General features: G+C 61.1%; 29 protein-coding genes and 4 pseudogenes. 21 read left to right on the top strand and 12 right to left on the bottom strand.

Annotated elements, in window-relative coordinates:
• Window positions 1–372: hypothetical protein (locus F6X61_RS27130; protein WP_218575540.1), on the bottom strand; the 372-nt coding region annotated here is incomplete at its 3' end.
• A gap of 71 nt (window positions 373–443) precedes the next feature.
• On the opposite strand from F6X61_RS27130, the pseudogene F6X61_RS13435 reads away from it, so the two are divergent.
• A pseudogene (locus F6X61_RS13435) lies at window positions 444–716 on the top strand (LexA family protein); the annotation flags it as partial.
• Window positions 717–855: 139 nt separating this feature from the next.
• Here the strand turns inward: F6X61_RS13435 and F6X61_RS13430 are convergent.
• Window positions 856–3,186 carry a P-loop ATPase, Sll1717 family gene (locus F6X61_RS13430; protein WP_153787029.1) on the bottom strand — a complete coding sequence of 777 codons (2,331 nt, stop codon included), beginning with the start codon at window positions 3,184–3,186 and terminating at the stop codon, window positions 856–858.
• Window positions 3,187–3,413: 227 nt separating this feature from the next.
• Between F6X61_RS13430 and F6X61_RS27260 the strand changes: the two genes are divergently transcribed.
• The 3 genes from F6X61_RS27260 to F6X61_RS13415 all read left to right on the top strand — a co-directional run bounded on the left by F6X61_RS27260 (window position 3,414) and on the right by F6X61_RS13415 (window position 5,420).
• Window positions 3,414–3,614 carry a transposase gene (locus tag F6X61_RS27260; protein WP_256671362.1) on the top strand — a complete coding sequence of 67 codons (201 nt, stop codon included), beginning with the start codon at window positions 3,414–3,416 and terminating at the stop codon, window positions 3,612–3,614.
• A 308-nt stretch (window positions 3,615–3,922) separates the two neighbouring features.
• A complete protein-coding gene (locus F6X61_RS13420) occupies window positions 3,923–4,738 on the top strand; it encodes an AraC family transcriptional regulator (protein WP_153787028.1) in 816 nt (271 codons plus the stop codon).
• 61 nt (window positions 4,739–4,799) lie between these two features.
• Window positions 4,800–5,420, top strand: a complete 621-nt coding sequence (locus tag F6X61_RS13415) for a LysE family translocator (protein ID WP_153787027.1) — start codon at window positions 4,800–4,802, stop codon at window positions 5,418–5,420.
• Here the strand turns inward: F6X61_RS13415 and F6X61_RS13410 are convergent.
• Window positions 5,371–6,093: pseudogene (locus F6X61_RS13410) on the bottom strand (metallophosphoesterase); the annotation flags it as partial. The gene F6X61_RS13415 and the pseudogene F6X61_RS13410 overlap by 50 nt on opposite strands.
• Window positions 6,094–6,168: 75 nt before the next feature.
• On the opposite strand from F6X61_RS13410, the gene F6X61_RS13405 reads away from it, so the two are divergent.
• Entirely contained in the window at window positions 6,169–6,723 is a 555-nt protein-coding gene (locus F6X61_RS13405; RefSeq protein WP_153787026.1) for a DUF3016 domain-containing protein, read from the top strand.
• Here the strand turns inward: F6X61_RS13405 and F6X61_RS13400 are convergent.
• A complete protein-coding gene (locus tag F6X61_RS13400) occupies window positions 6,685–7,194 on the bottom strand; it encodes a DUF2867 domain-containing protein (protein WP_153787025.1) in 510 nt (169 codons plus the stop codon). The genes F6X61_RS13405 and F6X61_RS13400 overlap by 39 nt on opposite strands.
• 136 nt (window positions 7,195–7,330) lie before the next feature.
• Between F6X61_RS13400 and F6X61_RS13395 the strand changes: the two genes are divergently transcribed.
• Window positions 7,331–7,573, top strand: a complete 243-nt coding sequence (locus F6X61_RS13395; RefSeq protein WP_125464155.1) for a hypothetical protein — start codon at window positions 7,331–7,333, stop codon at window positions 7,571–7,573.
• A 6-nt stretch (window positions 7,574–7,579) separates the two neighbouring features.
• On the opposite strand, the gene F6X61_RS13390 is transcribed toward F6X61_RS13395, so the two are convergent.
• Together F6X61_RS13390 and F6X61_RS13385 are read right to left on the bottom strand one after the other, a co-directional pair.
• The gene (locus F6X61_RS13390; RefSeq protein ID WP_153787024.1) at window positions 7,580–8,083 is read right to left on the bottom strand and encodes a methylated-DNA--[protein]-cysteine S-methyltransferase; all 504 of its coding nucleotides are present in this window, start codon (window positions 8,081–8,083) and stop codon (window positions 7,580–7,582) included.
• Between the two features lie 94 nt (window positions 8,084–8,177).
• A complete protein-coding gene (locus tag F6X61_RS13385) occupies window positions 8,178–8,522 on the bottom strand; it encodes a hypothetical protein (RefSeq protein ID WP_256671361.1) in 345 nt (114 codons plus the stop codon).
• Window positions 8,523–8,801: 279 nt separating this feature from the next.
• Here F6X61_RS13385 and F6X61_RS13380 point away from each other — a divergent pair, with 279 nt between their 5' ends.
• The 3 genes from F6X61_RS13380 (at window position 8,802) to F6X61_RS13370 (ending at window position 10,117) form a co-directional block, all read left to right on the top strand.
• Window positions 8,802–9,008 (top strand): hypothetical protein, encoded by a 207-nt coding sequence (locus F6X61_RS13380; RefSeq protein WP_153787022.1) that lies wholly within the window; start codon window positions 8,802–8,804, stop codon window positions 9,006–9,008.
• A 74-nt stretch (window positions 9,009–9,082) separates the two neighbouring features.
• Entirely contained in the window at window positions 9,083–9,511 is a 429-nt protein-coding gene (locus F6X61_RS13375; RefSeq protein WP_153787021.1) for a hypothetical protein, read from the top strand.
• A 60-nt stretch (window positions 9,512–9,571) separates the two neighbouring features.
• Window positions 9,572–10,117: a DUF4410 domain-containing protein gene (locus tag F6X61_RS13370; protein WP_153787020.1), complete on the top strand. Its 546-nt coding sequence runs from the start codon at window positions 9,572–9,574 to the stop codon at window positions 10,115–10,117.
• Window positions 10,118–10,209: 92 nt separating this feature from the next.
• Here the strand turns inward: F6X61_RS13370 and F6X61_RS13365 are convergent, their stop codons facing one another.
• On the bottom strand, window positions 10,210–10,506 hold the full coding sequence (locus tag F6X61_RS13365; protein WP_153787019.1) for a hypothetical protein: 297 nt from the start codon (window positions 10,504–10,506) through the stop codon (window positions 10,210–10,212).
• A gap of 19 nt (window positions 10,507–10,525) precedes the next feature.
• Between F6X61_RS13365 and F6X61_RS13360 the strand changes: the two genes are divergently transcribed.
• Entirely contained in the window at window positions 10,526–10,924 is a 399-nt protein-coding gene (locus F6X61_RS13360) for a hypothetical protein (protein ID WP_153787018.1), read from the top strand.
• A gap of 235 nt (window positions 10,925–11,159) precedes the next feature.
• On the opposite strand, the gene F6X61_RS13355 is transcribed toward F6X61_RS13360, so the two are convergent.
• Window positions 11,160–11,420, bottom strand: a complete 261-nt coding sequence (locus tag F6X61_RS13355) for a hypothetical protein (protein WP_153787017.1) — start codon at window positions 11,418–11,420, stop codon at window positions 11,160–11,162.
• 321 nt (window positions 11,421–11,741) lie between these two features.
• Between F6X61_RS13355 and F6X61_RS27405 the strand changes: the two are divergent.
• From F6X61_RS27405 to F6X61_RS13345, 3 genes and pseudogenes are all read left to right on the top strand, one after another.
• Window positions 11,742–12,118, top strand: a pseudogene (locus tag F6X61_RS27405) (integrase).
• Window positions 12,119–12,150: 32 nt separating this feature from the next.
• On the top strand, window positions 12,151–13,737 hold the full coding sequence (locus F6X61_RS13350) for an ABC-F family ATPase (RefSeq protein ID WP_153787016.1): 1,587 nt from the start codon (window positions 12,151–12,153) through the stop codon (window positions 13,735–13,737).
• Window positions 13,738–13,963: 226 nt separating this feature from the next.
• Complete coding sequence (locus tag F6X61_RS13345; protein ID WP_153787015.1) at window positions 13,964–15,154, top strand: MFS transporter; 1,191 nt, start codon at window positions 13,964–13,966, stop codon at window positions 15,152–15,154.
• On the opposite strand, the gene F6X61_RS13340 is transcribed toward F6X61_RS13345, so the two are convergent.
• Both F6X61_RS13340 and F6X61_RS13335 read right to left on the bottom strand, forming a co-directional pair.
• Entirely contained in the window at window positions 15,104–16,162 is a 1,059-nt protein-coding gene (locus F6X61_RS13340) for a dienelactone hydrolase family protein (RefSeq protein ID WP_153787014.1), read from the bottom strand. The genes F6X61_RS13345 and F6X61_RS13340 overlap by 51 nt on opposite strands.
• A gap of 134 nt (window positions 16,163–16,296) precedes the next feature.
• Window positions 16,297–16,908 carry an FMN-dependent NADH-azoreductase gene (locus F6X61_RS13335; protein WP_153787013.1) on the bottom strand — a complete coding sequence of 204 codons (612 nt, stop codon included), beginning with the start codon at window positions 16,906–16,908 and terminating at the stop codon, window positions 16,297–16,299.
• 133 nt (window positions 16,909–17,041) lie between these two features.
• Between F6X61_RS13335 and F6X61_RS13330 the strand changes: the two genes are divergently transcribed.
• Both F6X61_RS13330 and F6X61_RS13325 read left to right on the top strand, forming a co-directional pair.
• Window positions 17,042–17,944: a LysR substrate-binding domain-containing protein gene (locus tag F6X61_RS13330; RefSeq protein ID WP_153787012.1), complete on the top strand. Its 903-nt coding sequence runs from the start codon at window positions 17,042–17,044 to the stop codon at window positions 17,942–17,944.
• Window positions 17,937–18,299, top strand: a complete 363-nt coding sequence (locus F6X61_RS13325; RefSeq protein ID WP_110994517.1) for an MmcQ/YjbR family DNA-binding protein — start codon at window positions 17,937–17,939, stop codon at window positions 18,297–18,299. Before F6X61_RS13330 ends, F6X61_RS13325 begins: the two co-directional genes overlap by 8 nt.
• Window positions 18,300–18,354: 55 nt before the next feature.
• Here F6X61_RS13325 and F6X61_RS13320 read toward each other — a convergent pair whose 3' ends face one another.
• Both F6X61_RS13320 and F6X61_RS13315 read right to left on the bottom strand, forming a co-directional pair.
• Window positions 18,355–18,777: a DUF1294 domain-containing protein gene (locus tag F6X61_RS13320; RefSeq protein WP_153787011.1), complete on the bottom strand. Its 423-nt coding sequence runs from the start codon at window positions 18,775–18,777 to the stop codon at window positions 18,355–18,357.
• A complete protein-coding gene (locus tag F6X61_RS13315; RefSeq protein ID WP_153787030.1) occupies window positions 18,777–19,607 on the bottom strand; it encodes an undecaprenyl-diphosphate phosphatase in 831 nt (276 codons plus the stop codon). Before F6X61_RS13315 ends, F6X61_RS13320 begins: the two co-directional genes overlap by 1 nt.
• A 297-nt stretch (window positions 19,608–19,904) precedes the next feature.
• On the opposite strand from F6X61_RS13315, the pseudogene F6X61_RS27600 reads away from it, so the two are divergent.
• The 6 genes and pseudogenes from F6X61_RS27600 to F6X61_RS13290 all read left to right on the top strand — a co-directional run.
• A pseudogene (locus F6X61_RS27600) lies at window positions 19,905–20,666 on the top strand (cache domain-containing protein); the annotation flags it as partial.
• Window positions 20,667–20,804: 138 nt separating this feature from the next.
• The gene (locus F6X61_RS27595; protein ID WP_371923701.1) at window positions 20,805–21,539 is read left to right on the top strand and encodes a methyl-accepting chemotaxis protein; all 735 of its coding nucleotides are present in this window, start codon (window positions 20,805–20,807) and stop codon (window positions 21,537–21,539) included.
• A 431-nt stretch (window positions 21,540–21,970) separates the two neighbouring features.
• Complete coding sequence (pnuC, locus tag F6X61_RS13305) at window positions 21,971–22,537, top strand: nicotinamide riboside transporter PnuC (RefSeq protein ID WP_153787009.1); 567 nt, start codon at window positions 21,971–21,973, stop codon at window positions 22,535–22,537.
• Window positions 22,534–23,085 carry an AAA family ATPase gene (locus F6X61_RS13300; protein WP_153787008.1) on the top strand — a complete coding sequence of 184 codons (552 nt, stop codon included), beginning with the start codon at window positions 22,534–22,536 and terminating at the stop codon, window positions 23,083–23,085. The genes pnuC and F6X61_RS13300 overlap by 4 nt, the downstream gene beginning before the upstream one ends.
• A gap of 297 nt (window positions 23,086–23,382) precedes the next feature.
• Complete coding sequence (locus tag F6X61_RS13295; protein WP_153787007.1) at window positions 23,383–23,820, top strand: hypothetical protein; 438 nt, start codon at window positions 23,383–23,385, stop codon at window positions 23,818–23,820.
• A 1-nt stretch (window position 23,821) separates the two neighbouring features.
• Window positions 23,822–24,394, top strand: coding sequence for an adhesin (locus F6X61_RS13290; protein ID WP_153787006.1), 573 nt, complete (start codon window positions 23,822–23,824; stop codon window positions 24,392–24,394).
• Window positions 24,395–24,407: the final 13 nt, after the last annotated feature.

The following is a 24,407-nucleotide window of genomic DNA, read 5'->3' as shown; positions in this document are numbered from 1 at the left end:
CCTAAAAAAGGCCAGTGCTCTCCTGCTTCGGGACTCCAAAGATCGTTCTCGCTGATCAACGAGCTGAGTGAGCAATACTATGATATAAGCGTAACATGAAGACTCCAGAGCCGCCCGGACTATTGGAAAGACGCAAACGACATGCCCAGAAAGGGCCGCTCTAACACCAGCCAAAAGCATCGTGTATGCATTAATTATAAGCAAATCTGCTGCTGACTGCTGTGACAGTGGAAGCGAAAAAATCTCATCGTGAAAAATATCACCCATCTGAGCAATCAGATGCATTAACTCGGGACTTTCATTTGCGTGATCCTGAGCATTTTCCAGTGTAGCAATCAAATAATCTCGGACCCTACCAACATTGATCTTCAATCGACCACTCCTGTATAAATTGTACTTTCGTACAGCCCTTCACATAAACCGTTAAATTGGATTGACCCGTCATGACCCTCACTTTCCTTGGCACGCCGACTGGCGGCCCAACATTGCTGCCGGTGTATTCGTTTCGTGTGCCGCCGGGCTTCCCTTCTCCAGCGGCGGATCACCTGGAGCGCCACATCTCACTCGACGAGCTGTTCGATCTGCGCATACCTCACGTACACCTGGTGTAGGTCGAGGGCGACAGCATGCAGGGCGCAGGCATCTTCTCGGGCGACATTCTCATCGTAGATCGCAGCAGCGAAGCCGAGCACGACAACATCGTGATCGCCGCGGTCATGGCCGGCGCCCAGTATTGAGGATGGCCGCGAAAAACCATCTCAGCTAAGTGTGAGATGGTCTTTCTCTTGGGCGCCAGTCTTAAACAATATTGAACTGGAGCAATAGGCGCATCGTACTATCTGGCAGTTTTATGTGTCACTCCTCAATCATTAGTGCTGGCCAGAAGGCCTGATTGATAACTAGCTTGGCCTGATCTCTAGTTCGGCGCTTTATGCCATCCATGAGTGACTTATTGTAGTTGAAGTCGTAAATGAATTTATGCTCATCTGGACTGATTCGCAACCCTAGAAAGCCATACCATAGCAACAGATCAATTGCATTTTGTGCTTTATCGACGGGTAATCCAGACTCGCACAATGTAGATAAAACTTCATCTTCGCTCAGTACTGACGGGCTAGCAATAAACGCATAGAGAATATCTTGTGTATCATCTGAGATATCTCTCAATTCGTAGCCAATATCCCGTAGCAAATCGGAAGAATATGCGGCGATACCTTTTTCAATGTCGGCGGACTCAATGATCTCGTGATTTAGATTGATGGCGAAGCTTTTGCAGTGATTGATTAGGTTTAGCAGGAATCTAGGGCGCATGAGTGAGCGGTCAATCAGGAACTGAGAAGACTCTTCGCCTTTATAGTGACTGGCGAAAACCTTCAGCCATGCGCTTCTGAAATCGGTATCCTCGTCTAAGCCATTTGAAACAATTCGCAGTCGAATTACTTCCCTCAATAGATCCCCGTCGGTCCAGTCTAGCAGGACGCTGGCTTCCTTGCCTCTATCAGACGTTTCTTTTACGAGTAACTCGTAAACGTCATTTCTCAAAAATACTACAGTCCTAACCCTGAATGACGAACGGCCAAATTGACGCTCTATTTTTCGCGTCGCTTCGATGAGTGCTCGAATGATAAGAAGGTCTTCATGCTGTAACCCTGAAGTTGGCCATCCGTTATCGAGATTATCAAATAGAAGCCAAAGAAGCTCTTTGTGTTCAAGATAGCTTCCAAGCTTCTGTTTGAGTTGTTTCACATCATGGCTATAAATGAGTTCTGTGACTTGAGACGAGCTGAGGCTAACCTTTTCTGTATCTCCGAATTTTGATCGATATTCGGAGTATATGCGCTCCATGAGGACCGACATGCGCTCTGAAAAATCTCCCTGAGAGTCATAGGCTTCAGCATGGTACAGCTCTGAAAGCTCTCGATAACCATCATACAATCTATGGTCGTGAATATGCCTGGTTTTGTCTTTTTCCAGTACTTTGTAGCATATTTCCAAAAGGAGAACATACTCCCAAAATGCAGTTACAGTATGCTGATAAGTTCCTTCTTCAAGGAAGTCAAGGATGCGCTCTTTGAACTTTATAAGCTTATATCCGTCTGGTTTGAGGTCAAGAATGATGTTTTTGTTCCTATTCTTGTCTCGCTCGCTATCACGTATCTGGAGAAAAATCGCGGACTTACCAGATCCTTTCCGACCCACCACGAGATGAGCTTCACCCCTCAGAGATTTCAAAAACTGATCGGTTTCCAAGTAGTAACGTTCGAGATCGCGCATCTCATTCTCGGCAGAAGTGGCTCCGAGATTTAGTTTTTTTAAAAATGAACGCTCTTGTTTCGATCCGTTCGAGTCCTGACTCTGAAAAGCTTTCGTGACGTCGCTTGCGAATAATTCTATCGCTGCATTTACATCGTCTGGATGATAAGTAACATGCACAAAGTCCCGATAATCCAAGGGTACAGGGTCATCGCCTTGCTGTAGTAGGCAAAGAGCTTTACCCATGCCATCCGCTAAACCGGCAATGAAAGCAGCACGCAGATTGTGAATTTCGTGACCCACCCAGGTCTTGGAGAGGAGAGGAACAACAACACCGTGAGAGGTTGAAACCTGTGCAATCGCATCATAGGCAGATAAACGAGGCATTTCATTTGGATCAAAATTTCGGAATATATACCCAGCCTTTTTGATTCGCGAGATGATTCGAGTCGACCAGTCAGTTTTAAATGGTGTGTCTAGTAAGTAGATCGGTGCCTTGGTGTTAAGGGGGCTTGCGGTTTCGATTGGCTTAGATGTCGAAGCGCTGATAACGAATCTCGCTAGCTCTGTAGAGTTCTGATAGTCGTTATAACCTATTGTATCGAAGATCCCCACATCCGAGATCTTGGCCCCCTCAGAAGAGATGCTCTTATTCCTAACAAGCAGAATCCTTTTTGATTTCCCAATGGCGTAACCGATCTCATAAGTGACGTTAAAATTTAAGGTTGTAATGTCTGCAACTAAAAAATCTGCTTGATCAATCCCGGATATAACCTCATCCGAGATGAAGTGGCCCACTATATCCAATGCTTTCCAGGTTTTTACTTCGGTGTTCGCGGCTTGCTTTGATAAATTAAGCATCGCGTGTTCGATCGTCTGACCTATTTCGGATGGGGTAGAAGCGTAAGCAAAAAATCCAGTTGTAGACTTCACGTTCGAATCCTTATCGAGGCGAATTTGTAGAACTGCTTTACACAGGCCTATAGTGGCATAGTGACTCGATAGGTTTCCATCATCAGCGGCGGATTTCAGTGCGATGCCCCCCTAAATGAATTCCAGCTCGTCGATCGCTGCGGGTAAGCTGCAGCCCTTTACACACGCGGATAAATGGGAATACTTTGCAACAGGCTGCCTCGGGGGAGCGCCTTTGAGCTGGCCTAATGATTTTGGACACCTTCATCGGGCGCTATGATGGCGCCCAATTGGAGGCAAAATCAGTGCGTAAATCCTATTCAAGAGAATACAAAGTCCAAGCTGCCGAAATGGTGCTGGACGGCGGCCAGTCAGTTCCTGAGGTCTGCGCAGCCCTTGGGCTTGGGCCTACCGCGCTTCGGCGCTGGGTTGAGCTACAACGGCTATGAAACGCCAGTAGCCATGGAGAAAAAGCTCAAGGCAGCGGCATAAACCTTAACCGGTGTCCAAAATTACTTGACCAGTTCACCTTGTGCCGCGAAAGGGCTGCAGAGCAGCCCCAGAGTTTTCTGCTTTCATGCTGAAATCATGGGGCCGCGCTGCGGCCCTTTCGCGGCACAAGGCCGCTCCCACAACAAGACAGTGGATCGTACAGCCTCAAGACCAGCGTCCTCCTGTGGGAGCCGGCTTGCCGGCGATGAGGCCAGTGCAAGCAACACAACACAGTGACTTCCACGTGACCACCAGGCGGCCTGCCATGCCCTCGCCCCGCAGTGAAATCTGGCATGACCCGGCGCTGCCCTTCGTCGAAAGCCGCCGCGCCTGCCATAGCCGCGCCTGTTACAAGGCGCACAGCCACCCAAGCTTCTCCATAGGCGCGGTGGATGTCGGCTACAGCCACTTCACCGGCGCAGGCCAAGGCGTGGTGCCGCTGACACCCGGCACTCTGGTGCTGGTGCCGGCACAACGGGTGCACGCCTGCAACCCTGAACCCGGCAAGGCCTGGAGCTACCAGATGCTGCACCTGGACGCCGACTGGCTGCGCTGCCTGCGCCTGGAGTCCGGTGTGGCGGCGGGTGAGTCGGTGGCGCCGGCGCGCATCACCCGCTCGCCAACGCTGTACCGGCAGTTCTGTGCGTTGAACGAGCTGCTGTTCTCGAAGGTTTCGCCACTGGAGAAGGAAGCTGCGCTGGTGGCCTTCATCGGCGACCATGACTTCAGCACCCTGCCCACCTTGCCACCGGCGCCTGCGCTGGCCCCTTCAGTGCTGGGTGAGCTGGTCGCCTGCCTCGACGAGCAGGCGTTGGCCGAACTCAGCCTCGACCGCCTGGCCCGGCAGGCCGGGCTGGGTCGCTATCAACTGATCCGCGCATTCGCCGCGGCCACCGGGATGACCCCGCACAGTTACCTGCTCAATGCCCGGGTCAACCAGGCGCGGATGCTGCTGCGCCAGGGCTGTGCGCTGGCGGAGGTTGCCTATCGCCTGGGGTTCGCCGACCAGAGCCACTTCCAGCGGGTGTTCAAGGCCCATGCCGGGGTGACGCCTGGGGCCTACCGCGGCGGCTTGCAATAATCTTCAATACGCCAGATCAGCAGCTGAACAGACTGCGGTTTTCCCCTCGGAAACCCGCTTGATGGAACAGTTCCTGCTCGTCGCCACCGCCCATTTTCTTGCCCTGCTCTCGCCTGGCCCGGACTTTTTCCTGGTGGCCCGCACCTCGGCCAGCGCAGGTTGGCGGGTGGCCAGTGGCGCCTGCCTGGGCATCGCCCTCGCCAACGGCGTATTCATCGGCGCAGCGTTCGCCGGGGTGGCGGTGCTGCACGCGGGCAGTGCGATGTTCGTGGCCCTGCAACTGGCCGGTTGCGCCTACCTGCTGTACATCGGTGCCTTGTTCTTGCGCCATGCCGGGCACAGCAGCCTGACACCTGCCGCAACGGCCACCGGGCAGGCTGCCAGGGGTTGGCTGGGCAGTTTGGGCATGGGCTTCGCCTCAGGCATCCTCAATCCGAAGAACGCGCTGTTCTATGCCAGCCTGGCGAGCATGATCGGCAGCAACAGCGTCGTGCTCAAAGGGCTGTACGCCGGCTGGATGTTCACTGCGGTGCTGGCCTGGGACCTGCTGGTGGCGCTGGCTATTGGCAATCGTCGGGTACTGCGCCGCTTTGCCCAAGCCCTGCCCTGGCTGGAACGGGCCTCGGGGGTGATGCTGATGGCCCTGGCTGTCGCTGTGCTGGCTCATCTGGCGTGGGGCTGACCAGCTCAAGCGTGGCGAGGTCCAGCAAGCTGAAGCAGCCACTGCTCCAACCGCCAGTATCCAGGTGCCAGACATTGCCCAGCACCTTGACCTTGAGCAGCGGCGTGTGCCCGACCAGCAGCGCACGCAGCCCTTCGACCCTGGCTTCGTCGCCTTCCCTTAGGCGCCGCCGTGACCATTGGCAGACTTCACGTATGCGCGGATCGTCGTCATCCAGCAGGCTCACGCGCAGATCCTCCCATCGCGCGAAGGGGCTGTCGGCGTGCAGCAGGCCGACCAGTCCGTCATGGGTCTGCACTTCCAGAGCGATAGGCATTTCGAGGAACGCATCGACAAAAGGCCGTTGCTGATCTTCTGGCAAGTCGAGAAACCAACCACCCCCCGCCGCGCGGTACATGTCCAGGTCAAGCCGGCCACCGCGCAGGTAATTGATCGCCAGGCTTTCGTGGTTACCCTGCACCGCGTGGAACCAGGGCTGGCTCAGCCAGTCGAGTGCCTGGGCACTGTGCGGCCCGCGGTCGACCAGGTCGCCGACGCTGAACAGGCGGTCGACCGCCGGGTTGAAGCCGACGCCATCCAGGCACTCTTGCAAGCGCTGGAAGTGCCCGTGGATATCCCCCACGGCCAGGTCGCGCCCGCGGGTGTTGACGGCTATCCGCCTGAAGCGGCTCATTGCATCGTTCCTCTGCTACGGCCTCGGCACCGGCGTAAAATGGTCGGGCAAGCCATCCACACCCGGAGGTGCATCATGCGTACCGTCCTGGCCTGTGCCGTACTGATGGTGCTGGCAATTGACAGCATGGCACAGGGCACCCCGACCGCCCAGGTCGAGGTGCGTTTCGAGCACCCGGAAAACTTCCGCGATGCCAGCCTCGACGGCCAAGGTTATGAGCGTGGCGCCGACCCGCAGGTGATCAAGGCGTTGACCGAACATTTGCGCAAGCTCGGCCAACGTTACCTGCAACCGGACCAGCAACTGGTGATCGACATCCGCGACATCGACCTGGCCGGGCGTTACGAGCCCTGGCACAGCCAGGCCTACGATGTGCGCTTCATGCGCGAGATCACCTGGCCGAGCATCGACCTCAGCTACACCCTGAACCAGCCCGGCCAGCCAGCGCGCCAGGCGGCCGAGCACCTCAGTGACAAGATGTACCTGAGCCGCCCGGGGCGCCAAGGCAGCAGCGATCGGCTGTATGCCGAGAAGGCCATGCTGACCGACTGGTTCCGCCAGCGCTTTGCCCCGCCGCCGCACGCCGGAGACTCAGTTGCGCAGGCGGCGCAGGGCGATCGGCGCAATTAGCCGGTGAAACGGCGCCACCGGCAACATGTACAACCGGCCCAGCAGGTTGTGGGTGCACACCACGGTGCTCACCAGCACCTGGTACTGGCCGTCGGCTGCCGGGCGGCGGGTCAGCGCAATGTACACATCCAGGTGGCGGTCGCGGTCGACCAGCAGCACTTCGTCCTCGGTATTGGCCAGCAAGGTAAAGATGCCCACGCGCTCGCCGGGTTGATAGTTGCTGGCCGGGCGTGCGGGGTCGATGGCCGTGAGCCGGCCCAGGTCCTTGAGGCCGACCAGCGCCACCAGGCGGTTGCGCAGCACCATCAATGCATCGATCCAGCCGGGCATGCCGGCCATCAGCCGCAGGAACAACACCATGGCCGGTTGTGCCGGTTGCGCCAGGCTGATCGCCCGGCAATGGCGGAACCCGGCCTGAGCGGCGTGGGCGCTGATCAACGAGTCGCCTGGAATGGTCGCGGTATAAGTCATCTGGGTATTCCGTCCTTGGAATCGGCACCTTCCTGCTGGCGAAGGCGATCTGCCCGATAGTATCCTGCGCGTCCGAACCGATGCCAAGGATGGATGCCGTCGTGAACACCCGCGCCACACCCGAGGTACCCGCGGCATGAAGTATCTGTTGCTGACGCTGGCCAGCTATGCCACCAGCTACTACCTGGTGGGGCTGCTGATCCAGGGCGGGCTGGCAAACATCGCCGAAGACCTGCGTCATCGCCCGGACGCACCGCCGCCAGGCCAGTACCTGCGTGAAGTCGAGCAGCATGCCCGGCGCGCTCACCGCCACTACGCCTTGTTCAGCGGCAGCCTGTTGGCCCTGTTGCTGGCGTTGCTGTGTGCCTGGCTGAGTTGACGGCGGTTACTGGAAATCCAGCGCCAGGCTCTGGCGCCCTTCCAGTGCCAGCAGGTACTGCTTGGCCGGCAAGCCGCCGGCGAAGCCCGTCAGGCTCCCCGAAGCGCCAATTACCCGATGGCACGGGGCGATGATCGAGATCGGATTACGCCCGTTGGCCGCCCCCACCGCCCGCACTGCGTCGGGGTTGCCGATCTGCCGGGCGATATCGCTGTAGCTGCGGGTCTCGCCGAAGGGGATGCTCAACAACGCCGCCCACACCTGGCGCTGGAACTCGGTGCCGGCAAAATCCAGCGCCAGGTCGAAGGTGCGGCGCTGACCGGCGAAGTATTCACCGAGCTGGCGGGCCGTTTCACGCAAGACCGGGTGCTGGTCATCGCGCTGCAGCTCGCCCAGGCGTACCCGGTTGGCCCGCTCCTCTTCCCACAGTACCGCCGCCAGACACGCACCGCGGGCCACCAGCGTCAGCGTGCCGACGGGCGAATGCATCAGGGTAAAGGCGCAGGGCATGGCAGGCTCCGGTCAGGTCAGGGTCTTCGCACTGTACCCAGCGCACCGCTTGTGCGCATCCGCTTTCTTGCCATGCCCCCGGGCGAGCCCGGCCCTAGGTCCGCGCGCACATCTGCGCGGCATCGAGCAAACGCCCATGGTCGTACCAGGCATCACGCTGGTAGGCGGAGTATTGATGCTGCCCGCCGGAACCTGTGACCTTGACCAGGCCATCGGCCTTGCTTGGGTCGGTGCTCTCGACGAATAGCTCGAGGGCGTCCTGGTTCTGCACCGTGTAGGTCTTCGCCGAGTCGGGCAGTTCGGATTTCACGCAGCGCAGGTAGTCAGGCGGGCTTTTCGCGGTGGAGCCAAAGGTATTGTCGTGGCCTGCCCGCAGGTCAGGGTCATGGGCACAACCTGCCAGCAGCAGCCCGGCAGCCAGCGCCACCAGGGGTCTCATCGAGCGCTTCATACAACCTCCGATCACCCCATCAGGAAACCCTGGACAGTGACGGACAGCAACCACCCTTTTTAATAGTCAGCTTACGATTTCAAAGGTTAGCCCCGGCGCCACCGGCCCGTTATGCCGGTTCGCTATGGAGGCCAGGCGTTGCGCGCATGTCGCGGCCGCTGGCCGGATCCGCTGGTCGGCCCTGGGCCACAGCGAGCGCAAACAGGCGCCTACTGATGCTCGGGCCTTCTCACCCGACGTTGAACACGCCAATCGAGGTGTGCCGCCATGAAGCGCATCAACAAGCTCATCCAGCAGCGCCGTCATCAACTGCATGTGCACCTGCCGCCGAGTGGACTGGAAGCCGCCCCTTTTACCGCCGCAGTCGGCGCATGTGCGCGATGGTTGCCAAGCCTGGACACCGAGATTCAGCTGAGGACACCACCGCACACCGGCGTCATGCCCTCGCGTACCGAGACTTTGGCCAGATCGTAGCTGGATGCCCGGGCAACTGGCCGCTACAGTGCGGGGCGCTGGCAGCGGCCAGTTCACTGACAAGGAGGTTGCCGATGTTGTCGAAGCTTTTGGTGACGGTGGGTATCGTCTTCTATGCGGTCGTGGTGCCGATTCTTGAAATCAACGATACCCACGTGTTCAACCAGGCCTGGGCGCCACACGCCCGGCTGCACGAGACCTGGCAGCTGTTCACCAATACCGCGCTGGGTGCCTTCAGCGTGTGGCTGGTCTGGGGCAGGAACGATCTGCGGCTGGCGAGCTTGTTGACCCTGTTCGTTACGGGCGGCTTCCTGCTGGCCTATTGGCTGCGGGACGGCTACGGCGGGTCGATGGTGCTCAGCGACGGTTCCGAGAAAATGATCATGGGGGTCAACCTGGGCCTTCTGGCCTACACCCTGGCAATAGTGCTGGCGGGCATTGCCGTTGCCATTGATCGACGTCAGCGGGGCGTGCAGTCAACCGCCCCCCATTATCGAGCTTGAAACGCCCAAACCGCCGCTATAGGCTTCGGCCGCATTCATTTTTAGGAATACGGAAATTCTATGAAAGGCTTCAGATCCACCGTCCTTCTCGCCTGCACATCTGCGGTTCTACTGCTCACCGGCTGCGCGGCCTCCGTCAAGAGCAGCGGAACCGAAACGCTCGTCATTCAAGAACCCGCCAAAAAGAATCTGGTCGTCACTCTCGAAGGGAACACCAAGGTTCAGCAGAACGACGATTGGCTGCGCCTCAAACAGGAGTGGAATGAAGCGCTACGCGCCGAGGCTAGTCGCGCAGGCTTCAACCTTGCCGCTGAAAAGGCAGCCCTGACCGATGACAACGATGCCGTCTGCGTCAAAATCAATGTCACGAACTTCCGATACCTGACTCCCGGAGCTCGCTATGGGGCCGGTGTCATGGTGGGCAATGCGTGGATCAACTCGAGTGCTGAATACTCGTACCTGAAATCGCAAAAACTGATCGGCACTCGCACATACGACACGTCTTCGTCCGCCTGGGAAGGCGTGATGTCGGCCATGACGAAAAAACAGGCCGAAGCGATTTCGCAAAAAATCATCAGTGACATCAAGACAGCCAAATCAAACTGACGCTGCCTGAGAACAGCCCGCGAAACGCGGGCTTTTCAGGGCCGTGAGAATGGAGCGATCTCCTGCCCCTCCTGCACTGCCCGCCAGCGACCTTACGAACCCTGCTCCTTCACCTGGCAAATGCCATTGGCCCGGTTCCTTCCGGTATAGGCAACGCTCGGAGAGCCGTCCGGGTTGATCGATAGCGAAACGGTTATTCCGCTGGCCTTGGCTTCGAAGTAGTTCTCGTTGAACTTTTTCAGTTTGCCCTCTTTGCCATTGATGTAGATCGGCCCGCCCTCGTCCGCGTGGACTTCAATTTTACCAGGGCATGTTGCGTTCAGCAGTGGAATACCAGCCTGAGCCGCGCCTGACGCCACCAGCAAAGCTAACAGCAGTAATCGCTTCATCTCATGCTCCTTGAGAGGATTGACCGAGATCGAAGCAATAGCTCAGAACGGCACTGCCCGCCAGCGCCTTCACCTATTCAACGATATTGCTGACGCGGTTAGGGCGGCGTTTTCAAGCTGTAGCCAGAACTTGGGAGTTTCTTTGACAGAGGCTTTGACACTGTTGTTGATCCAGGTCACTGAACCCGGGAATCAGCTGCTTGCTCGCTTCACGACCCCGGCGGCCATGAGCGCGGCGCCCGGTATCCACAGGCCAGCGTTCGAAGTACCCAGCCCAACAGCAAGCAGCGCAATACCGACAGCAACCATAAGCGTTCTCCCTAACCAGAAATATCCATTTCAGACCGATCAATCTTCAAAAAAGCTGACCCCAAAGCAACATGCTGATGGAAGCAAACACCGCAATTCCAACGCCTGATACCCAATTTCTTTCGGTGGTCTCACTTCGCCAATCGCTTTTCGGGAGCCGGCCCAGGCTGGCCATCTTAACGACTGGCCAGCCGAGCCAGTAAAAAAACAACCAGAATATCTAGAAAAAGTGCAGTGTTGATGAATCCTGCCGTCAGTCAGTACACCGCTCATGCCATTAGGCACGGGCTGATACCGGAACTGGATCCGGCCATCCCCCCACCCCGGCGCTATTTGTGAAAAGCTCAGCCACGGAAGGATGGACCTGGCTTAGGCTCGGTGGGCGCAACCATTTTCCTGTGATCCCCCCAGCACATAACCCTTGAATCCTCTACAAACTTGCGAAGGATGTTGGCTTTTTCGTCTTGGGTATCGCCAACTGGGTATTCCTTTGCCTTCTCTTCTAGTCGAAATCTGTAGCCAACCCCTAATCCACCGAGGGATCCGTCGTACTCTGCAAGAGGCTCTTTGAACTGCTTCGCCGCCATGACGTCGACGGCATCCATTACTACGATTTCGCACCATCTGATCTCGGATACCAGATACCGAGGTCTACCATCCTCCATCCACCAAGCAGCTGCATATGGACTTACTAAAAGGTTAAACGCAGCGATCGTCGCCGCAACAATCCGTGTATTCATGGCATTTTGATATCGAAAAACGAGTAGCCTATCAGTTGGCTATGCGCCCATCCACCCTGGACGGAAAGCCAGTAGGTAGCCTGGGTCGTGGCGTAGTAGCGTTGTGCCTCCCAGCGCAAAGCAACAATCCAGCGCATCATCGTTGACCACCAGCCTGCAGGCCGGACGAAGACAACGTATCACCGGGTGGCGTTGCTGAACGATCGAACACTCAAAGCCATACGGCAGGCGCAATGCCAGGCCGACTTGAGGCGGGTAGCTTCAAAGTCAGCTGTGGATCAACGAACCAAGTGTTACAATCCGCCACTTCAAATCAGCGCCCAAGGCGCTGGACATCCGTGAACGCCGGCAGTACGACACCCGCCACACCTACGTAACCATGTGCCTGATGGCTGGGATGAACCAAAGCGTTCATCGCGAACCAGCTCGGCCATAGCGTCGAGATGTTGCTCTCTACCTACGCGAAATGGATCAGCTCCTCCTCGGACTGGAGGGAGCTGGAGAAGCTGCCGCCCCGCGTCGAATTGGCCCAGAATTGGCCCAAAACTGACGAGAGGGCCTAAATACACCTCTGGAACCCCCGCAGGACAAGCACTTGATTTCTACCGCTAACATCACCATGCAATTCGGCGCCAAGCCGCTGTTCGAAAACGTCTCGGTCAAATTCAACAACGGCAACCGCTACGGCCTGATCGGCGCCAACGGCTGCGGCAAGTCGACCTTCATGAAGATCCTCGGCGGTGACCTGGATCCGTCCGGCGGCCAGGTGATGCTCGAGCCGAACACGCGCCTGGGTAAACTGCGCCAGGACCAGTTCGCCTACGAAGAATTCACCGTGATCGACACCGTGATCATGGGCCACGAGCAGCTGTGGAAGGTCAAGGCCGAGCGCGATCGCATCTACTCGCTGGCAGAAATGACCGAAGAAGACGGCATGGCCGTCGCCGAGCTGGAAACCGAATTCGCCGAGATGGACGGCTACACCGCCGAATCCCGCGCTGGCGAACTGCTGCTGGGCCTGGGTATTCCGCTGGAACAGCACTTCGGCCCGATGAGCGAAGTGGCACCGGGCTGGAAGCTGCGCGTGCTGCTGGCCCAGGCGCTGTTCTCGGACCCGGACGTGCTACTGCTGGACGAGCCGACCAACCACCTGGACATCAATACCATCCGCTGGCTGGAAACGATCCTCACGGCGCGTAACAGCACCATGATCATCATTTCCCACGACCGTCACTTCCTCAACAGCGTCTGCACCCACATGGCCGACCTGGACTACGGTGAGCTGCGCCTGTTCCCGGGCAACTACGACGAGTACATGACCGCCGCCACCCAGTCGCGCGAGCAGCTGCTGTCGGACAACGCCAAGAAGAAAGCCCAGATCGCCGAACTTCAGAGCTTCGTCAGCCGCTTCTCGGCCAACGCCTCGAAAGCCAAGCAGGCCACCTCGCGGGCCAAGCAGATCGACAAGATCCAGCTGGCCGAGGTCAAGCCGTCGAGCCGGGTCAGCCCGTTCATTCGCTTCGACCAGAACAAAAAACTGCACCGCCAGGCGGTGATCGTCGAGAAAATGGCCAAGGCCTTCGACGACAAGGTGCTGTTCAAGGACTTCAGCTTCACCATCGAAGCCGGCGAGCGCGTGGCGATCATCGGCCCCAACGGCATCGGCAAGACCACCCTGCTGCGCACCCTGGTCGGTGAAATGACCCCGGACAAGGGCGAGGTTAAGTGGACCGACAGCGCCGAAGTGGGCTACTACGCCCAGGACCACGCCCACGACTTCGAAGAAGACGTGAGCCTGTTCGACTGGATGGGCCAGTGGACCAGCGGTGAACAGGTGATCCGCGGCACCCTCGGGCGCATGCTGTTCTCCAACGACGAGATCCTCAAGTCGGTGAAGGTGATTTCCGGTGGTGAACAGGGCCGCATGCTGTTCGGCAAGCTGATCCTGCAAAAGCCCAACGTGCTGGTGATGGACGAGCCGACCAACCACCTGGACATGGAATCGATCGAGGCGCTCAACCTGGCGCTGGAAAACTACCCGGGCACCCTGCTGTTCGTCAGCCACGACCGTGAGTTCGTGTCGTCGCTGGCCACCCGCATCATCGAGCTGACGCCTGAAGGTACCGTGGACTTCAGCGGCACCTACGACGATTACCTGCGTAGTCAGGGCGTGGTGGTGTAATCGAGCCTTCCTGGTCGGTCTGTACCGCCTGGGAGGACGCTTTCGCGGGTAAACCCGCTCCCACAGGTAAATCGAAACCCTGTGGGAGCGGGTTTACCCGCGAAGCAGCCACCAGCAATCCAACTGGATGGCACCACCCAACGAATAATTCGTTAGCCTGCTTTCTTTTCCCCCGCACAACGGCCATGATGCCGGTACGCCCAACCGCCTACCCGCGAACGTGCCCATGACCGTGCAACAACCCGCCCCCGGCAACACCTCAAGCATCACCCTGCAAATCCTCGCCATCGTTTTCTATACCTTCATCGCCTTCCTCTGCATCGGCTTGCCGATCGCAGTGCTGCCCAGCCATGTCCACGACCAACTCGGCTACGGCGCAGTGGTCGCCGGCCTGACTATCGGCCTGCAATACCTCGCCACGCTGCTGAGCCGGCCCTTTGCCGGGCGGGTCGCCGACACCCTGGGCGGCAAGCGAGCGATTCGCTTCGGCTTGTATGGCATCGCCGGTTGCGGCGTGCTCACTCTGCTCTCGGCCTGGACCCTCGCCCTGCCCTGGCTGAGCCTGCTGCTGTTGCTCGGCGGGCGCCTGCTGTTGGGCATCGCCCAAGGCTTGATCGGGGTGGCGACCTTGAGCTGGGGGATTGGCCAGGTGGGGCCGGAGCACACCGCGCGAGTGATCTCGTGGAACGGCATCGCCTCCTACGGCGCCATCGCCATCGGTGCGCCGGTCGGTGTGCTGCTGGTGGATATGCAGGGCTTCTGGGTGCTGGGGCCGGCGCTGCTGGTGCTGGCAATAGGCGCGTTGCTGGCGCTGCGCAAACGCCCGGACGTGACGGTAGTGCGCGGCGAGCGCCTGCCCTTCTGGTCGGCGTTCGGCCGGGTGGCGCCTTGCGGCCTGGGCTTGACCCTGGCGTCGATCGGCTACGGCACCCTAACCACCTTCGTCACCCTTTATTACCTGGAGCGCGGCTGGAAAGGCGCTGCATTGTGCCTGAGCGCGTTCGGCCTGTGTTTCATCGTTTCGCGGCTGCTGTTCGTCAACGCGGTCAACCGCTTCGGTGGCTACAACGTGGCGATTGCCTGCATGGCCACCGAGGTGCTGGGCCTGACACTGCTGTGGCAGGCACCTTCACCGCTGTGGGCAATGGTCGGCGCAGGGCTGACCGGCTTCGGCCTGTCGCTGGTGTACCCGGCGCTGGGCGTCGAGGCGATCAGGCAGGTGCCCAGCAGTAGCCGGGGTGCCGGGCTGGGTGCCTATGCGGTGTTCTTCGACCTGGCGCTGGCCATTGCCGGCCCGCTGATGGGCGCGGTGGCGATACAGATGGGCTACGCCTCGATCTTCGCCGTCGCCGCCCTGCTCGCCTTGTCAGGGGTTGGCCTGACGCTGCTGCTGGCCCGCCGCGCCCAGCGCGGCTGATCGCTCGGCAGGCTCGGGCGCGCCCAGTGCCTGGCTGAAAAAGGCCGTGGTTTCGCTGCGCAGCGAACGGTGGATATGCCGGCGGTCTACGCCGTCGGCGTCCTTGCACAATACCGGCATGCGCTGGTGTTGCTCGTCGTCGCACGGCGCCATGAACACGAAATGCCCGGCCCCGGCGAGCAACCGGTAGTCCGGCGTCTGCGGCAGCTTGCGCGCCAGGGCATCGGCGTTGTGCTCCAGGGCCAGCAACTGGTCCGAGTCGCCGCTGTAGATCAGCGCCGGCACATGCACCCCGGCCAAGGCGTGGCGGCCGAACATCAGGCTCAGGGGCGCCATCAGCATCACCGCACCCACCCGCGCATCGGCCCGTGGCCCCAGTTCGCTGTGGTCGGCAATCAGCACACCATGGGTCTTGCAGGCATCGGCGTCGTTGGGGCGTTGCTGGCAATAACGGCGCAGGCGATCAAGGTCGGGTTGCGCGCCAGACAGGATCAGCGCCGTCTCGCCGCCGGCCGAATAGCCGATCACCCCGACCTTGCCGTCATTCAGATAAGGGCCGACCAGCGTATCGGCGCGTGCGGCCGTGATCGCGGCGCTGACCTGCAGCGGCCGGCCATAGAGGTTGCTGAGCGTCCCGAGGCGACTGCGGTCGCGGCTGTTGTCGCCGGGGTGGATCACCGCCACCACCACGAAACCTTGGCGTGCCAGGCCGTTGGCCAGGTCGTGCAGGGCCATGGGGCTGCCGGTATTGCCGTGGGAGATCACCAATAAAGGGAAGCGACCCATTGCAACGGGGGCGTCCTGGGCAACCCGGGTCTGATAGCCCTCGATACGCACAGGCCGCGCCTCGCCGCTGGAGGGGTAGAACACCAGCGCCTGCATGGGGCTGTGGTCCACCGGGTCGGCCAAGGTGAGCCGGTGCAGGCCGGCCACCCAGGTTGCCGCGTTGGCCTGGGCCAGAAGGCCGCCGAACAGGGCAATGGCCAACAGGGTACGAAACGGAGTCATGCAGGGGCGCTCCCGTGACCGGGCGGACGTGTTTCGCCAGCATAGAACCCGGCCAAGCACAGCTACATGAAAACTGAATGAAAAAAGCCGATCGGCGCTCGAGGCGACGATCGGCTTTGCAGCGGATCAGGTGATCAGGCGGCAGCGAACAGCTCGCCGGCGATCTGCGCCTGAGCCGCGTCGATGGCCTTGGCGCGGTGCTCAGGGCCGTAGGCCAGGCCGTGGGCACGGACGGTTTCGACATCGGTGATGCCGATGAAGCCAAGGAAGACGTTGAGGAAGTCTTCATGGCCAACGCCGGTTGGCTGGCCCTGGTGCAGGCCGCCGGCGGTGGACACCAGGACTACCTTCTTGTCGCCGCACAGGCCTTCTGGGCCGGCTTCGGTGTAGCGGAAGGTCTTGCCGGCCACGGCGATGCGGTCGATCCAGGCCTTGAGCTGGGTCGGCACGCTGAAGTTGTACATCGGTGCACCGATCACCACCGCGTCGGCGGCCAGGAATTCTTCCAGGGTTTCGGCGCTCAGTTGCGCTTCGTGGGCCTGGGCGGCGTCACGCAGGTCCTGCGGGGTGCCGGCGGCTACCAGGGTAGCGGCGGAGAAGTGGCTGATGGCGTCGGCAGCCAGGTCGCGGTAGACCACTTCGATGCTCGGGTCGGCGGCTTTCCAGGCTTCGACCACTTCGCGGCTCAGCTGACGGGAGGCGGAATTGTCGCCCAGAATGCTCGAATCGATGTGCAACAGTTTCATGAGACTCTCCTGTAAATGACGACCGCGGCGGTGGGCGATCACGATGGGGAGAATCCTATCGAACCAGCCAATGGCTGATAAGGCAGCAAAAATGCGTTAGTTTGTCCCACTGATAGAACAATGAGACGGTTCCATGCAAGACCTCAACGACCTCTTCTATTTCGCCCAGGTGGTCGAAGCCGGCGGTTTCGCCGCCGCTGGCCGCCAGCTGGGCATCCCCAAGTCGCGCCTGTCACGGCGTATCGCCGAACTGGAAGAACGTCTGGGCACCCGCCTGCTGCAACGCACCACGCGGCAATTGAAGCTGACCGCCGTGGGCGAACGCTACCTGCACCATTGCCAGGCCATGCTGCTGGAGGCGGAGATGGCCGATGAAGTGGTGGCCAGCATGTCCAGCGAACCCCGTGGGCGGCTGCGGGTGTCCTGCCCGGTGGCCCTGGCCCATGCCTTCCTGCCCGATGTAATCAGCCGCTTCCTGGCCCAGTACCCGCTGGTACAGCTGGACATGGTGCTGCTCAACCGCCGGGTCGACCTGATTTCCGAAGGCATCGACGTGGCCCTGCGGGTGCGCGACCTGGGTGACGAAGACCCGGCCCTGGTCACCCGGCGCCTGCGCCAGGCACAGATGCAACTGGTGGCCGCACCGGGTTTTGCCGACCACATCCGCGAGCCCGCCGAGCTTGCCAGCCTGCCGGTGCTGGGCGCCGCCGAGGCGGACCGGCTGGTGCACCTGCGCCTGCACGGGCCGGGCGGCCGCCAGGAAGAGGTAGCCCTGGAGCCGCGCCTGGCCATCGATGACTTCGTCGTGCGCAACGCCGCCGTGCGTGCCGGCCTGGGCTTCACCGCGCTGCCGAGCATGTTCTGCGAGGAAGAGCTGGCACGTGGCGAACTGGTGCGCCTGCTGCCGGACTGGTCGCTGCCCGGCGGCTACCTGCAGGCGGTGTATCCGCACCGGCGCGGCCTGCTGCCGGCGGTGCGGGCATGGATCGATCACCTGGCGATTTCGTTCGAAGCCTGTGGAGAGCGTTATGTCTGAGAAAAGGATGACCGAGGAACAGATCGCGCAGTTCTGCCTGGCGTTGCCCGGCGCGCGCGAGGATTACAAGTGGGGCGGGATCCGGGTGTTTTCGGTGGCCGGCAACAAGATGTTTGCCGTCGCCGACCTGGGGGGAGCCGGCTTGTCGTTCAAGGTAGCCGACGACCTGTTCCTGGGCTACTGCGATCGGCCGGGGATTCGCCCGGCGCCTTATCTGGCACGGGCGAAGTGGGTCAGCATGGTTGCGCCCTACCCCGTAGGCCGTGACGAGCTGTGTGACCTGCTGCGCCGCTCGCACCAGTTGGTGGTGCGGCGCTTGCCCAAGCGCACGCAGGTGGGGTTGTTGCTGGATTGACTCTGCATCGCGGGGCAAGCCTGCTCTTTGCGTGGGCTTGCCCCGCGATGGCTAGCTACAGCAACTGCCCCATCCCGCGACCGCCCAGCAGCAGGTGATCGAACCAGAACACCTGGTGCAGCGCGACAATGCCCCAGAACACCAGCTGATAGGACAGTTTGCGGGTCTTGTGCCGAAACAGCTGCTGGGCCAGCAGCGCCCCGGGCCAGCCACCGAGCAGCTCGCTGGCGTGCAGCACTTTCTCCGGGGTGCGCCAGGCCTGGTTGCGCGCCTGCTGCTTGTCCTGCCAGTACAGCAGCAGGCTCACCAGGCTCACCAGCGGGTACAGCGCCAAGGGCAGCCACGACTGCCCGCTCAAGCCCATCTGCAGGCCGCCCAGTACCGGCAACAGGCACAGCCCGGCCAGAACCAGCAGCTTCAGGCGTGGATTACGGACGCCCTGGGCCTCGCCACGGGCAGCGGTTTGCGGGCGCGCCATCAGCCGTGCGCCGTCGACCAGTCGACCCAGCCGAACTCCCAGGTGGCCAGGATCAGCAGGCCAAAGACGATGCGGTACCAGGCGAACGCGGCATAGCTGTGGTTGGCGATGAACCTGAGCAGCGCGCGCACGGCGATCATGGCGAAGATGAACGACACCACGAAGCCCAGGGCGAACACCGGCAGGTCGCCGGGCTGGAACAGCTCGCGGTACTTGTAGCCCGAGTACACCGCCGCACCGACCATGGTCGGCATGGCCAGGAAGAACGAGAACTCGGTGGCCGCCTTGCGCGACAGGCCGAACAGCAGGCCGCCGATGATGGTCGAACCGGAACGCGAAGTGCCCGGGATCATCGCCAGACACTGGACGAAACCGATCTTCAGGGCGTGGTGCCAGCTCATGTCGTCGACATGGTCCACCTCGATGCGGTGCTGACGACGCTCGGCCCAGAGCATGATCACCCCGCCGACCACCAGGGCCGCAGCCACGGTAATGGGGTTGAACAGGTACTCATGGATCAGGTCGGCGAACAGCACCCCCAGCACCACCGCCGGCATGAAGGCGATCAGCAGGTTGGCGGTGAAGCGCCGCGCCGGTGCCTGGGTGGGCAGGCCCAGCACCACGTCGAAGATCTTGCGCCGGAATTCCCAGACCACCGCAAGGATTGCGCCCAGCTGGATGATGATGTTGAACGCCATGGCCCGCTCACCGCCAAAACCAATCAGGTCGGCGACGATGATCTGGTGCCCGGTGCTTGAAATCGGCAAGAACTCCGTCAGGCCCTCGACAACGCCCAAGATGATTGCCTGCAAGGCACTCCAAAAATCCATCATTCCCCCGATGCAGCACCGCTCCTGGCGGGCCGCTTGTAGTGATTTTCACGTAGTTGCCGCACGCGGCGCGGCTTTTTTACAGCGACAGAAGTGGCAATGCCAGCACAAATGCCCGGCGGCCTAAAGGTTTCATCTGGCACGGCCGAAATCCTAGCAGAGCCCTTGGTTCAAGGCTTGCGTTACCTGCAACACGGATCGCGCGCTGTGCGCACTTAGCCGTTGGTCGTGTGTGGCTTGGCGGCAAAGCATGCTTGGATGCCTTCGATAAAAAGAACAAGACCGGAGTAACGCATCATGAAGACCCTGAGGTCGATGTCGATCAGCCGCCGCCTGTGGCTGATCCTGTTGGTGGCCGTGGCCATGCTGTTGGTGCTGGGGTTGCTGATGCTGCGCCAGATCCATGGCGACCTGTACCAGGCCAAGGCCGAGAAGACCCGCCATGTGGTGCAGACCGCCGCAGGCGTGCTGGCCCACTACCAGGGCCTGGAGGCCGCCGGCACACTCAGCCGCGAAGCCGCCCAGCAGCAGGCCCTGCAAGTGGTACGCGGGCTGCGCTACGACCAGAACGACTACTTCTGGATCAACGATCTGCAACCGAAGATGATCATGCACCCGGCCAACCCCAAGCTCGATGGCCAGGACCTCTCGGCCATCCGCGACCCCGACGGGTTTGCCGTATTCAACGAAATGGTCAAGCTGGCCCGTGCCCAGGGCGCCGGCCCGGTCGACTACCGCTGGCCCAAGCCCGGCGCCAGTGAGCCGGTGGCCAAGACCTCCTACATACAACTGTTCGAGCCGTGGGGCTGGGTCATCGGCTCGGGCGTCTACATCGACGACGTGCAGGCCGAGTTCGCCCGCCAACTGCGTGATGCATCGCTGGTGGGCCTGGGTATCGCCCTGTTGATGGCCCTGGTGGTCATGCTCATTGCCCGCAGCATCGCCCAACCACTGCAGGAGGCGGTGCAGGCCATGGGCAACATCGCCAGCGGCGAGAGCGACCTGACCCGGCGCCTGGACACCCACGGCCGCGACGAAATCACCCATCTGGGCGAGCACTTCAACCGCTTCAACGGCAAGCTGCAGGGCGTGGTCGGCCAGTTGCAGGGCGCCGCCCACGCCCTGGCCGCGTCAGCGGGACAGGTCGGCGACAGCGCAGGTTCCGCCCAGGCGCACAGCACCCAGCAATCACTGCAGATGGACCAGGTGGCCACGGCGATCAACGAAGTCAGCTACGCCGTGCACGACGTGGCCAAGCATGCCGAACAGGCCGCCAGCGAGATGCGCGATGCGCAGCAGCAGGTCGGCCATGGCCAGCAGGCGATCCATGGCAGCCTGCAGCAGATCGACCGGCTCTCGGCGACCATCGAGCAGGCGGTCCAGGTGATCCGCGAACTGGCCAGCCACAGCACCAAGATCGGCGGCGTGCTGGAAGTGATCCGCGCCATTGCCGAACAGACCAACCTGCTCGCCCTCAACGCCGCCATCGAGGCAGCCCGTGCCGGCGAGCAAGGCCGTGGTTTCGCCGTGGTCGCCGACGAGGTGCGCCTGCTGGCCCAGCGCACCGCCCAGTCGACTGCCGAAATCCAGACCATGATCGAGCACCTGCAGGGGCAGTCCGAGGCCGCGGTCAAGGCCATCGACACCAGCAGCGAGGCCTCGCGCCAGACCGTCGCGCAGGCCCGCGAAGCGGGCACCAGCCTGGATGCCATCAGCCATGCCCTGAACAACCTGGGCGCACTCAACGCCTCGATCGCCAGCGCCACCCTGCAGCAGTCCCATGTGGTGGAAGAGATCAACCGCAACGTCACCGAAACCGCCGGGCTGTCCCAGCAGACCGCCGAAGCCGCGCGTCAGTCCAGTGATGCAGGGACTGCCCTGGCGCGGTTGAGTGAGGATCTGGAGCAGTTGCTGCGGCAGTTCAGGGTTTAGGGCTTAGGGGTATGGCGCGAGATTGATGGCGCCTGTGAGATCGAGCGCCGCCCGCGCGGCGCTTCGCGGGTAAACCCGCTCCCACAGTTTATTTCGGGCCAGTCTTTCCTGTGCCATCACCTGGCCCGCCTTGTTGGTTCGACGCGGTTTCAGTGTGGGCGTTGCCGCCGCTCCACATGACTCAAGGCATGCACCAAGGCAGGCGCCGGTACTTTCACAGGAATAATTGGCCCGAAATAAACTGTGGGAGCGGGTTTACCCGCGAAGCGCCGCGCGGGCGGCGCTCGATCTTATAGGCGCTGCATCTCCTTCGCCGAACACATCGCAAACCAAACCCAATCCCCCTATACCAGCAAAACCCCCGCGATCGCTTGAAGCCTGCCGCCCCTTGCTTGTAGCATCGCGCCCTTCCCCGCTTTGAAGGATTGCCGATGTCCGGCCTCGAACTCTTCGCCGCCGCGCTCGGCGTCATCGCCGTCTGGCTCACCGTCAAGCAGAACCCCTGGTGCTGGCCGATCGGGCTGGTGATGGTCGTGCTGTACAGCTGGATCTTCTACGGGATGAAGCTGTATTCGAACATGCTTCTGCAACTGGTGTACGCGGTGTTGCAGCTATACGGCTGGTGGCAGTGGATCCGCCCGGACCGGGTCGAGGACGCCCGCCAGGTCACCCGCCTGGCCATGGCGCCGATACTCAAGGGGCTGGCCGCTGGCCTGGCAGCCAGCCTGGTACTGGGCGCGGCCATGAGCCACTACACCGATGCCGAGCAACCCTGGCTCGATGCAGCGCTGACCGGCTTCAGCCTGGTGGCGCAACTGTGGATGGCGCAAAAACGCCTGCAATGCTGGGCGCTGTGGGTAGTGCTGGACGTGATCTTCGTCGGCCTGTTCCTGTACCAGAGCCTGTACCTCACCGCCGCACTGTACGCCCTGTTCACCCTGATCGCCGTGCGTGGCTGGCTGGAGTGGCGCCGCGACCCGGCGCTGGCCGCCGCATGAAGACACTGGTGCTGTGCGGCCCGGAATCCAGCGGCAAGAGCTGGCTTGGCGGTGAGATCCAGGCGCACTTCGGTGGCGTACTGGTGGGTGAGTACGTGCGCCATTTCATGGAGCAGGAGCAGCGCGACACCTGCTATGCCGACATCCCCGCCATCGCCCGCGGCCAGTTGCAATGGGAGGATCAGGCCCGCCAGCTGGCGCCGTCCCTGCTGATTCTCGACACCCACCTGCTCAGCAACATCCTCTGGAGCCGCGCGCTGTTCGCCGATTGCCCGCCCTGGATCGAGCAGGCGCTGAACGCACGCCACTACGACCTGCACCTGCTGCTCAGGCCCGAGGGTGTGGCCTGGGTGGGCGATGGCCTGCGCTGCCAGCCTGAGCTTGCCCTGCGCCAACAGTTCTTTGCCGACAGCCTGGATTGGCTGCAGGCACAGCAACGGCCCTATCAGGTGATAGAGGGCGATTGGCCCCAGCGCAGTGCCGCCGCCCTCGCCGCAGTAGGGCGACTGCTCGATGGCCAGGTGCCAGCCTGTGCCACCGAATGTTAATGCACTGATACACCCCACCACCGCGCAGCCCCCGCAAATGGGGGTCGCCGCCCAGAAATGAGGGAAGTGTGTCAGCGCTGAGACACTGCCCGACAATCTCTTCACATCCCCCGTACTACGCGGCCTGCGGCACCTGTGGACAGGGCACTGTTTCAGTGCTGACACAGCAATCGCGGTGCTTTTCGAGTTAGCTCGAACAAGCCTCTGATTCTCAACGGAAAACAAAAAGCGGCACAGCTTCTGCTCTCTGTACTCGCAACGCTGAACGACCAGCGTCCGATTGAGGGAGTAGCCATCGTGAGGAAATTCGACAGAGGCGTGTCTTGCCTGCTGCTGGTCGGTTTCACCCTGGGGGCAAGTCTGAGCCTCGTGGCCCAGGCCGATAACGGCCTCATCGTCATCACTCGTGATGTGCAGGTGCGCAACGCAACGCGCATGCCGGTGATACCAGACCCGTCCCCGACCACGGCCAATGCCAACCCGTCGGCACAGATCATCAGGCAGACCCACGAGCTCAGCGATGGTGATTTCGCCAGTATCAGCAGTGGCGCGGGCATCTCATCCCTGATCACCCAGCAGACCAACAACATGGGCGGCAACATCAGTACCCAGTCCCAGTTGCCCAATCTCGCCGCCGGACGTGGCACCGGCTCCGGCAACGGCATCGCCAACATGGTCAATTCCAGCGTGCAGCGCGGCCTTGCGCCTCTGCAAGCTCTTACCCGAGGCCAATGACATGAGGCATTCGCTGCTGATTCTGGCCACCCTTTGCAGTGCCCCGGCATTTGCCCAATCCCCCATAGTCGACACCGCCATCATCGACAGTTCCGCCAGCCAGTACCGGGGCAACATGGCGGTCAACCAGGCGGCCGGCGACTTCCAGCAACAAGCCAACGCCCGTGCCTTGGCCAATGGCCACTCGGCCAATGCGACGACACAGATCCGCCAACGCCTGCAGACCACGGTCGACCCTGCCAGGGACAGCCGCGCCAGCATCCAGGGCGATGCTTTCAGCCATGGCAGCGGCGTACTGGGCGTGAACCAGAGCGCCGGCGCAAGTACCCAGCAAGCCAACGCACTGCGCATCAGCATCAGTGCCCAACCGCAAAGTCTCGATGACAGCGTCCTGTTGCAACAGAACGTGGCGCTGCGCAACACCTCCGAAGCAACTGACTCCGCACCCGGCTATCGCCAGGTCAGCACCAGCGACCAGGCATTCACCGGTAGCCGTGGGGTGATTCAGTTGAATCAGAGCGCCGGGGTGGGAAACCGCATGGCCAACACCCTCAGCGTCCGGGTCGCGGAATGACCCAAAAAGGTAA

Source organism: Pseudomonas sp. EMN2 (assembly GCF_009650555.1).
Lineage (GTDB): Bacteria > Pseudomonadota > Gammaproteobacteria > Pseudomonadales > Pseudomonadaceae > Aquipseudomonas > Aquipseudomonas sichuanensis.
Note: the sequence above shows the minus strand (reverse complement) of the source record. Positions and strands in the feature narration are given on the sequence as shown.

What these genes read in the sequence shown, in the direction of transcription:
- F6X61_RS13385 (WP_256671361.1), bottom strand. Translation starts at nt 8,522, where the DNA reads ATGAGACCCCTGGTGGCGCTGGCTGCCGGGCTGCTGCTGGCAGGTTGT.
- F6X61_RS13355 (WP_153787017.1), bottom strand. Translation starts at nt 11,420, where the DNA reads ATGGATGCCGTCGACGTCATGGCGGCGAAGCAGTTCAAAGAGCCTCTT.
- F6X61_RS27595 (WP_371923701.1), top strand. Translation starts at nt 20,805, where the DNA reads ATGGACCAGGTGGCCACGGCGATCAACGAAGTCAGCTACGCCGTGCAC.
- F6X61_RS13420 (WP_153787028.1), top strand. Translation starts at nt 3,923, where the DNA reads ATGCCCTCGCCCCGCAGTGAAATCTGGCATGACCCGGCGCTGCCCTTC.
- F6X61_RS13400 (WP_153787025.1), bottom strand. Translation starts at nt 7,194, where the DNA reads ATGACTTATACCGCGACCATTCCAGGCGACTCGTTGATCAGCGCCCAC.
- F6X61_RS13405 (WP_153787026.1), top strand. Translation starts at nt 6,169, where the DNA reads ATGCGTACCGTCCTGGCCTGTGCCGTACTGATGGTGCTGGCAATTGAC.
- F6X61_RS13340 (WP_153787014.1), bottom strand. Translation starts at nt 16,162, where the DNA reads ATGACTCCGTTTCGTACCCTGTTGGCCATTGCCCTGTTCGGCGGCCTT.
- F6X61_RS13315 (WP_153787030.1), bottom strand. Translation starts at nt 19,607, where the DNA reads ATGGATTTTTGGAGTGCCTTGCAGGCAATCATCTTGGGCGTTGTCGAG.
- F6X61_RS13370 (WP_153787020.1), top strand. Translation starts at nt 9,572, where the DNA reads ATGAAAGGCTTCAGATCCACCGTCCTTCTCGCCTGCACATCTGCGGTT.
- F6X61_RS13300 (WP_153787008.1), top strand. Translation starts at nt 22,534, where the DNA reads ATGAAGACACTGGTGCTGTGCGGCCCGGAATCCAGCGGCAAGAGCTGG.
- F6X61_RS13375 (WP_153787021.1), top strand. Translation starts at nt 9,083, where the DNA reads ATGTTGTCGAAGCTTTTGGTGACGGTGGGTATCGTCTTCTATGCGGTC.
- F6X61_RS13290 (WP_153787006.1), top strand. Translation starts at nt 23,822, where the DNA reads ATGAGGCATTCGCTGCTGATTCTGGCCACCCTTTGCAGTGCCCCGGCA.
- F6X61_RS13380 (WP_153787022.1), top strand. Translation starts at nt 8,802, where the DNA reads ATGAAGCGCATCAACAAGCTCATCCAGCAGCGCCGTCATCAACTGCAT.
- F6X61_RS27260 (WP_256671362.1), top strand. Translation starts at nt 3,414, where the DNA reads ATGATTTTGGACACCTTCATCGGGCGCTATGATGGCGCCCAATTGGAG.
- F6X61_RS13320 (WP_153787011.1), bottom strand. Translation starts at nt 18,777, where the DNA reads ATGGCGCGCCCGCAAACCGCTGCCCGTGGCGAGGCCCAGGGCGTCCGT.
- F6X61_RS13415 (WP_153787027.1), top strand. Translation starts at nt 4,800, where the DNA reads ATGGAACAGTTCCTGCTCGTCGCCACCGCCCATTTTCTTGCCCTGCTC.
- pnuC (WP_153787009.1), top strand. Translation starts at nt 21,971, where the DNA reads ATGTCCGGCCTCGAACTCTTCGCCGCCGCGCTCGGCGTCATCGCCGTC.
- F6X61_RS13330 (WP_153787012.1), top strand. Translation starts at nt 17,042, where the DNA reads ATGCAAGACCTCAACGACCTCTTCTATTTCGCCCAGGTGGTCGAAGCC.
- F6X61_RS13345 (WP_153787015.1), top strand. Translation starts at nt 13,964, where the DNA reads ATGACCGTGCAACAACCCGCCCCCGGCAACACCTCAAGCATCACCCTG.
- F6X61_RS13395 (WP_125464155.1), top strand. Translation starts at nt 7,331, where the DNA reads ATGAAGTATCTGTTGCTGACGCTGGCCAGCTATGCCACCAGCTACTAC.
- F6X61_RS13325 (WP_110994517.1), top strand. Translation starts at nt 17,937, where the DNA reads ATGTCTGAGAAAAGGATGACCGAGGAACAGATCGCGCAGTTCTGCCTG.
- F6X61_RS13390 (WP_153787024.1), bottom strand. Translation starts at nt 8,083, where the DNA reads ATGCCCTGCGCCTTTACCCTGATGCATTCGCCCGTCGGCACGCTGACG.
- F6X61_RS13335 (WP_153787013.1), bottom strand. Translation starts at nt 16,908, where the DNA reads ATGAAACTGTTGCACATCGATTCGAGCATTCTGGGCGACAATTCCGCC.
- F6X61_RS13365 (WP_153787019.1), bottom strand. Translation starts at nt 10,506, where the DNA reads ATGAAGCGATTACTGCTGTTAGCTTTGCTGGTGGCGTCAGGCGCGGCT.